6 protein-coding genes and 1 pseudogene are annotated in these 7,768 nt (G+C 71.5%); 5 read left to right on the forward strand and 2 right to left on the reverse strand.

Features of this window, described 5'->3' with window-relative positions; genetic code table 11:
* The first annotated feature begins 129 nt into the window (after positions 1–129).
* The 3 genes from JWN97_RS08020 (at position 130) to JWN97_RS08030 (ending at position 3,285) form a co-directional block, all read left to right on the forward strand.
* Positions 130–927, forward strand: coding sequence for a deoxyribonuclease IV (locus tag JWN97_RS08020; RefSeq protein ID WP_297621088.1), 798 nt, complete (start codon positions 130–132; stop codon positions 925–927).
* Positions 928–1,049: 122 nt separating this feature from the next.
* The gene (locus tag JWN97_RS08025; protein ID WP_297621091.1) at positions 1,050–2,186 is read left to right on the forward strand and encodes a peptidoglycan bridge formation glycyltransferase FemA/FemB family protein; all 1,137 of its coding nucleotides are present in this window, start codon (positions 1,050–1,052) and stop codon (positions 2,184–2,186) included.
* 7 nt (positions 2,187–2,193) lie between these two features.
* The gene (locus JWN97_RS08030) at positions 2,194–3,285 is read left to right on the forward strand and encodes an alanine racemase (protein ID WP_297621095.1); all 1,092 of its coding nucleotides are present in this window, start codon (positions 2,194–2,196) and stop codon (positions 3,283–3,285) included.
* Here the strand turns inward: JWN97_RS08030 and JWN97_RS08035 are convergent.
* A complete protein-coding gene (locus JWN97_RS08035) occupies positions 3,196–4,437 on the reverse strand; it encodes a hypothetical protein (RefSeq protein ID WP_297621100.1) in 1,242 nt (413 codons plus the stop codon). The two genes, JWN97_RS08030 and JWN97_RS08035, sit on opposite strands and share 90 nt — an antisense overlap.
* A gap of 9 nt (positions 4,438–4,446) precedes the next feature.
* Positions 4,447–6,753 (reverse strand): transglycosylase domain-containing protein, encoded by a 2,307-nt coding sequence (locus JWN97_RS08040; RefSeq protein ID WP_297621103.1) that lies wholly within the window; start codon positions 6,751–6,753, stop codon positions 4,447–4,449.
* A 72-nt stretch (positions 6,754–6,825) separates the two neighbouring features.
* Between JWN97_RS08040 and JWN97_RS08045 the strand changes: the two genes are divergently transcribed.
* Together JWN97_RS08045 and JWN97_RS08050 are read left to right on the forward strand one after the other, a co-directional pair.
* A complete protein-coding gene (locus JWN97_RS08045) occupies positions 6,826–7,443 on the forward strand; it encodes a PadR family transcriptional regulator (protein WP_297621106.1) in 618 nt (205 codons plus the stop codon).
* A 40-nt stretch (positions 7,444–7,483) separates the two neighbouring features.
* Positions 7,484–7,768: pseudogene (locus JWN97_RS08050) on the forward strand (inositol-3-phosphate synthase); the annotation flags it as partial.

A 7,768-nucleotide genomic window follows, 5' to 3' on the forward strand; every position in this document is an offset into this window, starting at 1 on the left:
CGATCGGCTCGGGCCGGTGCCGGGCGTCGGGACACGACGTACCGCAGCCGACCGGACGGCGTGGGCGGCCGTCGCGGGACTGCTCGCCGTGATGGCCGGCTGTCTGTGGGTGCTCCTACGCTGGGCCGCATGACCTCGCTCGCCATCGGTGCCCATGTCGCCCAGGCCGACCCCGTCGCGGAGGCGCAGGCGCGCCAGGCCCCCCTGGTGCAGTTCTTCCTCGGCGACCCCCAGGGCTACAAGGGCCCGGAGATCCGGTTCGAGGGCGGCGCGGCGGGGTTGCGTGCCAGGGCCGAGGAGGCGGGGGTCGACCTCTACGTGCACGCGCCCTACATCGTGAACGTCGCCACGACCAACAACCGGATCCGGATCCCGAGCCGCAAGCTGCTCCAGCAGCACATGGACGCCGCGGCCCAGATCGGCGCCAAGGGCCTGATCGTCCACGGCGGTCACGTCAACAAGACCGACGACCCGGCGGTCGGCTTCGACAACTGGCGCAAGGCCGTCGAGGCCACCGACCTCAAGATCCCGCTGCTCATCGAGAACACGGCCGGCGGTGACAACGCGATGGCCCGGCACCTCGACCGGATCGCGGGTGTCTGGGACGCCATCTCGTCGGCCGAGGGCTCGGAGCGGGTCGGCTTCTGCCTCGACACCTGCCACGCCTGGGCCGGGGGCATCGAGCTCGGCGACGCCGTCGAGAGGATCCGCACCATCACCGGCCGGATCGACCTGGTGCACGCCAACGACTCGCGGGACGACTTCGACTCCGGAGCCGACCGCCACGCCAACTTCGGCCACGGACACCTCCCGGCCGACGAGTTCGCCGCCGTGGTGCGCGAGGCCGGGGCGCCGGTCATCTGCGAGACCCCTGGTGGGGCCGCGGAGCACCGCGCCGACTTCGCCTGGCTCCGCGAGCGCGTCTGAGCGAATAATCTGTCAAGAAAGTTCTGACACGGGTGCAACCAAACCCGCAGCGCGTGCGTCTCTAGTCACAAGGGACCAGACACGTACGGGGGTCGTGTCTGGTCCCTTGTAGCCTTTCCGAGGTGACGACCCCCCTGACGCTGCGCCCGATCTCTCCCCGGGAGCATCGCGACTTCATTGCTGGCCGGTCGTCCGCCAGCTTCCTCCAGACGCCCGCGTGGGCGGCGGTGAAGTCCGAGTGGCGCGCCGAGTCGGTCGGATGGTTCCGAGACACCGAGTTGGTCGGCGTCGGGCTGGTGCTCCACCGCCAACTGCCCAGGGTCAAGCGCTACCTCGCCTACCTGCCCGAGGGCCCGGTGATCGACTGGTCCGGCGACGACCTCGAGGCGTGGCTGTCCCCGTTGGTCGCCCACCTCAAGTCCCAGGGCGCGTTCGCGGTGCGGATGGGCCCGCCGGTCGTCACGCGACGCTGGTCGGCCGAGCAGGTCAAGGCCGGGATCGCCGACGAGTCCACCCGCCGGCTGGGCGACGTACCTCCCCTGGAGCGCTCGCAGGAGGGTGCGTGCGTGATCGCGCAGCTCCACGAGCTGGGGTGGCAGCCGCAGTCGGCCGAGGGCGGCTTCTCCGCCGGCCAGCCGCAGTTCAACTTCCAGATCCCGCTGGCCGACGCGGACGGCACGCCCCGCTCGGAGGCCGACGTGCTCGCCGGGATGAACCAGCTCTGGCGCCGCAACATCAAGAAGGCCGACAAGTCCGGCGTCGAGGTCGGCCTCGGCGAGCGCACCGACCTCAAGGCCTTCCACGACCTCTACGCCCACACCGCCGAGCGTGACCACTTCACCCCCCGGCCGCTGTCCTACTTCGAGACGATGTACGACGCGCTCGCCGCCGAGGACCCGGACCGGATCCAGCTCTGGCTGGCCCGCCACGAGGGCGACCTGGTCGCGGCGACCATCGCGATCCGCGTCGGCACCCACGCCTGGTACTCCTACGGCGCCTCGTCCACCGAGAAGCGCGACGTCCGCGGCTCCAACGGCATCCAGTGGTCGATGATCCGGCACGCGCTGGCCGCCGGGGCCGAGGTCTACGACCTCCGCGGCATCACCGAGACCCTCGATGCCGACGACCCGCACGTCGGGCTGATCCAGTTCAAGGTCGGCACCGGTGGGCAGGCCGTGGAGTACGCCGGCGAGTGGGACCTCCCGATCAACCGCGTCATCTACAAGGCCTTCCAGCTCTACCTCGCCCGGCGGGGTTGAGATCTTCATGAGCCTCACGCTGACGGTGGACGGCGAGCGCTGGCGCCACCACCTCCTCACGACCGTGACCCGGTTCCCCGGCATCGTGCCGGTGGCCAAGGGCAACGGCTACGGCCTGACCCTGGGCCGCCTCGCCCGCCGGGCGCAGTGGCTGGCCGAGCACGCCGACGAGACCGGTGCGCCGCTCGACGTGCTCGCGGTCGGCACGTACGACGAGATCGGCGAGGTGGCCTCCCGCTACGACGGCGACCTCCTCGTGCTCACCCCGTGGCGTCCCTTCGGCGCCGCCCTGCAGCTCGACGCCCGCACGGCCGCCCGCGTGGTGCACACCGTCAGCCGTCCGGAGGACCTCGCCGCGCTGCGCGCGCACGACCCGGACGCCCGCTTCGTGCTCGAGCAGCTCACCTCGATGCGCCGCCACGGCATGACCCGCCGCGACCTCGCCGGCGCGGCGGAGGCCCTGCTCGCCGGCACCGACTCCCGGCGCAGCGGGCTGCGCGGCGTCGCCATGCACCTGCCCCTCAACACCACGTCGCACCTCAGCGAGGTGAGCCGGCTCATCAACGACATCGTCGCCTCGGGCCTGCCGACGCGCACGGTGTTCGTCTCGCACCTCACCCACGACGAGCTCACCCGGCTCGCGGCGACCTACCCCGACTTCACCGTGCGCCCGCGGATCGGCACCGACCTCTGGCTCGGCGACCGGGGTGCGCTCTCCGTCCGCGCCACCGTGCTCGACGTGCACGACGTGGAGCGCGGCGAGGTCTTCGGCTACCGCGGTCGCAGCGTCCCGAAGGCCGGTCACCTCGTCGTGGTCAGCGGGGGGACGGCGCACGGCATCGGCCTCGAGGCACCCACCGGCGACCAGTCGCTCAGGGCCCGGGCCGCGACCCTCGCCCGCGGTGGCCTGGACGCGGTCGGCTTCGTCCGCTCGCCCTTCTCCATCGACGGCAAGCAGCGCCTCTTCGCCGAGCCGCCGCACATGCAGGCGTCGATGCTCTTCGTGCCGTCAGGCGCGCGCGTGCCCCGCGTCGGCGAGCAGATCGAGGTCCGGGTGCGGTTCACCGCGACCGACTTCGACCGCGTCGTCATCGACTGACGCGTCGCGCAGCACCGCCCACACGAGCCACCCGAGCCCGGCCACGCGCAGCAGGATGGCCAGCCAGTAGGCCCGCCCGTCGTCGGTGACCGTCGGCACGAGGGCCTGGCCGAGGTACCAGCCGGTGATCACCCAGCTGACCAGGTGCAGGCCCTGCCAGACGAGCAGGTCGCGCCAGCGTCGTACGGCGATCGCGGCCAGCGGCAGCACCAGCAGGGCGTGCTCCGGCGGGGCCGACGGCGCGACCACCAGCGCGGCAGCGAGCATGACCAGTCCGGCCCGGGCGCTGATGAGCGCGGTCGGCCGCCCGGTCCGGCGCACCAGCCACCAGACGACGCCGGCCGCCAGCGCCAGGACGGCGAGCTGCACCACGGCGCGCGACGTCCGGGACCCGCCGAGGCCGGCCTGCTGGAACAGGAGCCAGATCGAGCCGACGTCGGGTTCCTCGCCCCGGGCGCGCCCGGGCAGCGTGACCACGACGTACGCCGCCGCGGCCGCGAGCAGCGCGTCCACCCGGTCGCGGAGGTGGCCGCCCACGGCGATCACGCCGACGAAGGCCACGGCGACCGGCAGTGCGAAGGCCGCCCCGATGCCGGCCCCGACGCCGGCCAGCCAGCCTCGCCCGGTGGTCCACCCCCAGAGCAGCACGGCGACGCCGACGGCCGCGACCAGCTCCCACGAGAGCCAGTGCACCATCAGGACCGGTCCCATCGCCCAGCCGGCTGCTGCCCACGGCCGGTGGGGCTCGACGCGCACGAGCAGGGCGGTGGCGAGCAGGGCGAGGGCAGCGAGCATGACGGCCAGCGCCGACGTGGTCGCGACGGTGCCCGAGCCCGGGAGCAGTCCGGCCAGCCGCTCCAGCCACGTGGCCACGTGCGGCGGGGTGCCGGCGGAGGCGGACCTGCCGGCGAGGTCGGTCCAGCAGAGCTCGGCGAACGGCTGGTTGTCCTTGCCCCACCCCGACGGCACGCAGGCGGCCTTGCCGACCATGCCCGCGGCCAGCACCACCGCGGTCGCGCCGAGGAGGGCGCGGGACGCCTGCCACCAGCGGTGGCCGGCCGCATGGTCACCCAGCGGTCCGCCGACCACCGCGGACATCGCCGCGGCGACCGGGTCGGTGCGGGTGGGTGACTCGTGCGAGGACTGGTCCACCGACCGGCCTCAGGGTCGGACGTCGGGGGGCTGCTGGCGGGACTCGAGACGCGGCACCGGGGTCGTGGGGGCCGGGGTCGTCGGCACCGGCGTCGTGGGGACGGGGGTCGTCGGCACCGGCTCCGTCGGGACCGGGGTGGTGGGCACCGGGGTCGTCGGGGTCTCGGTGGGCGTCTCGGTCGGAGTCTCCGTCGGCGTCTCGGTCGGAGTCTCGGTCGGCACGCCGCCCGTGGGCTCCTTGGTCGGCTGCTTGGTCGGCTGCGGCGGCGGGGGCGGCGGCGGGACGTACTCGTGGCCGTCCTCGGGGGCGTCGCCGTCGACGTACGCCGGCTCCGGGAACTCCTCGACCTCCATGCCGTCCATGACGCGCTGCATGATGCCGGTCCAGGTCTGCGCGGGGTAGACGGCACCGAAGTAGGACGGGAGCCACTCGTCGATGCGGTCGTCGCCGTCGCCGCGGACGTACATCACCGCGGTCGCCATCTGCGGCGTGTAGCCGGCGAACCACGACGAGGAGACGTACTCCTCGGCGCCACCGGTGGCGGTGCCGGTCTTGCCGGCGGCCGGGCGGCCGAGGGCCTGGGCGGCCGCGCCGGTGCCGTTCTGCACGATCTGCTGCATGACGTACGACGTGTCGGCGGCGATGTCCTCGTCGACGGCCCGCGTGGTCGTGGGCTTCCACTCGTAGAGGGTCTCGCCGTTCTTGTCGACGACCTTCTGCACGACGTGGGCGTCGGCCCGCTCGCCGCCGTTGGCGATGGTGGCGTAGGCGTTGGCCATGTTGATCGGGCTGACCCGGCCCCTGCCCAGCGTGATCAGCGTGTCGGACGGGGTGAAGTCGACCGACCTGGACGGGATGCCCGGGTACTTCTTGGACGGGGTGTCGCCGGGGATGCCCAGCGCGCGCGCCATGTCGTAGATGGACTGCGGGCCGTCCTCCATCGAGTCGGACATGTCGACGAAGGCGGTGTTGATGGACTCCTCGCCGGCCTGGACGAGGGTCACGGCCGAGCCGTAGTCGTTGCCGAGACCGTCGCTGCCGGTGCCCTCGTTGCGCACCTCGGTGCCGTCGGGGAACTCGAAGGGCGAGTTGCCCTCGAAGGTGTCCTCGAGCGAGAAGCCCTGCTTGATGGCCGCGGCCACGGTCAGGGGCTTGATCGTGGACCCGGCCATGCCGCCGGTGGCGGCCCAGTTGATCTGCGACTGGAGGTAGTCCTGCCCGCCGTAGAAGCCGCGGACCGCACCCGTGCCGACCTCGATGGTCGCGGCACCGATGTGGAGCTCCTTGTCGCCGAAGCCCTCGGGCTTCTCGTCGAGCACGCCGGCCTCGACGTCGGCCATCACGTCGGGGTCGAAGGTCGTGGTGATCCGCAGGCCGCCGCCGTCGATCTCCTCCTCGGAGGCGATGCCCTTGGACAGCAGCTCCTGCTTGACCAGGGCGAGCATGTGGCCCTTCTGGCCCCCGAACTGGCTCTGGGCCGCGACCTTGGGGAACTTCGGCAGGCGCTTGAGGGCCTGGTCGCGCTCCTCCGAGGTGATGCTCCCGAGCTCGGCCATGCTGTCGAGGACATAGGCGTAGCGGCCCTTGAGGTCCGCCTTGGCGTCCTTGCCGTTGGCCGGGTCGTACTTCGCCGGGTTGTTGAGCACCGTGGCCAGCACCGCCGACTCGCGCAGGCTGAGCTCGCTCGCCGGGTGGTTGAAGAAGGCCTTCGACGCCGCCTCGATGCCGTAGGCGCCGCGGCCGAAGTAGATGGTGTTGAGGTAGCCCTCCAGCACCTCCTCCTTGCTGAGCTGCTGCTGGATCTTGAGCGAGACGACCGCTTCCTTGATCTTGCGCTTGTAGCTCTGCTCGCTGGTGAGGTAGAGGATCTTGACGTACTGCTGGGTGATCGTGGAGGCGCCCTGGCGGTCGTTGCCCCGAGCGTTGGAGAAGAGCGCGCGCAGGATGCCCTTGGGGTCGATGCCCTTGTCGGTCCAGAACGTCTGGTTCTCCGCGGCGACCACCGCGTCCTGCATCGTCTGCGGCATCTTCGCGAGCGGGATGGACTCGCGGTTCTGGTCCTCGTAGTAGGTGCCGAGCTGCTGCTTGCCGTCCTGGTAGTAGACGAAGGTCGTCTGGGCCTGGAAGGCGGAGTTGGGCGTCGGGATGCTGATCGCCTGGTAGAGGACGACGACCACGCCGGCCGCGACCAGTGCGCCGACCACCCCGAGGATCCCCAGGACCTTCGCGACCTTGGCCGCGCGCTGTCGCCCGGTGCGCTTGGGCTGGGGGCGCCGGGTCTGTGCTGGACCGGTGGCCCTTCGCTTCGCACTCACCCGACAAGCCTACGGGGAGTCGCGCGTCAACCCTGATTCGTCACCGACGGATATATCGGTACGATAGGTCACATGGCACGCCGTGGAGACACCATCGAGCTCGCAGTCCTCGGACTGCTGCACGAGGGACCCATGCACGGCTACGAGCTGCGCAAGCGGCTCAACCTGATGCTCGGGTGGGGTCGGGTGCTGTCCTACGGCTCCCTCTACCCCGCACTGAAGAAGATGCTGCGGGCCAACCTCATCACCGAGGTCGCCGCCACCGCGACGCCGACCAGCCGTCGGCCCCGCATCGTCTACGAGGTCACCGAGGCAGGCAACGCCGAGTTCCAGCGCCTCATGTCCGAGGTCGGGCCCACGGCGTGGGAGGACGACAACTTCGACATCCGGTTCGCGTTCTTCTCCTCCACCGACATGGAGATCCGTCTCCGTGTCCTCGAGGGCCGTCGCTCGCGGCTCCAGGAGCGCCTCCAGCGCGTCCAGGACGAGCTCGAGCGCACCCAGGCCGAGGTCAACCGCTACGCCGCCGAGCTCCAGCGCCACGGGGTGGAGTCGGTGGAGCGCGAGGTCCGGTGGCTCTCTGACCTCATCCGGGCCGAGCGCGGCGACGTCACCCCCGCACCATCCGCGTCACCCCCATCCCCAGCACGGGTCGTCGGCGGCGCCGGCATCCCGCCAACGCACGACTGACCATCCACCAGCAGCAGGACCAGCACAGAAGGAGAGCCCCATGGGTTCGGTACGAGTAGGCATCGTCGGAGTCGGCAACTGCGCCACCTCCCTGATCCAGGGCGTGGAGTACTACAAGGACGCCGACCCCTCCGGCAGCGTCCCCGGGCTCATGCACGTCGTCTTCGGTGACTACCACGTCAACGACGTCGAGTTCGTGCTCGCCTTCGACGTCGACGACAAGAAGGTCGGCAAGGACCTCTCCGAGGCCATCAACGCCTCCGAGAACAACACCATCAAGATCTGCGACGTCCCGACCCTGGGCATCGAGGTCAAGCGTGTCCCG

The organism is Nocardioides sp., assembly GCF_025965415.1.
Lineage (GTDB): Bacteria > Actinomycetota > Actinomycetes > Propionibacteriales > Nocardioidaceae > Nocardioides.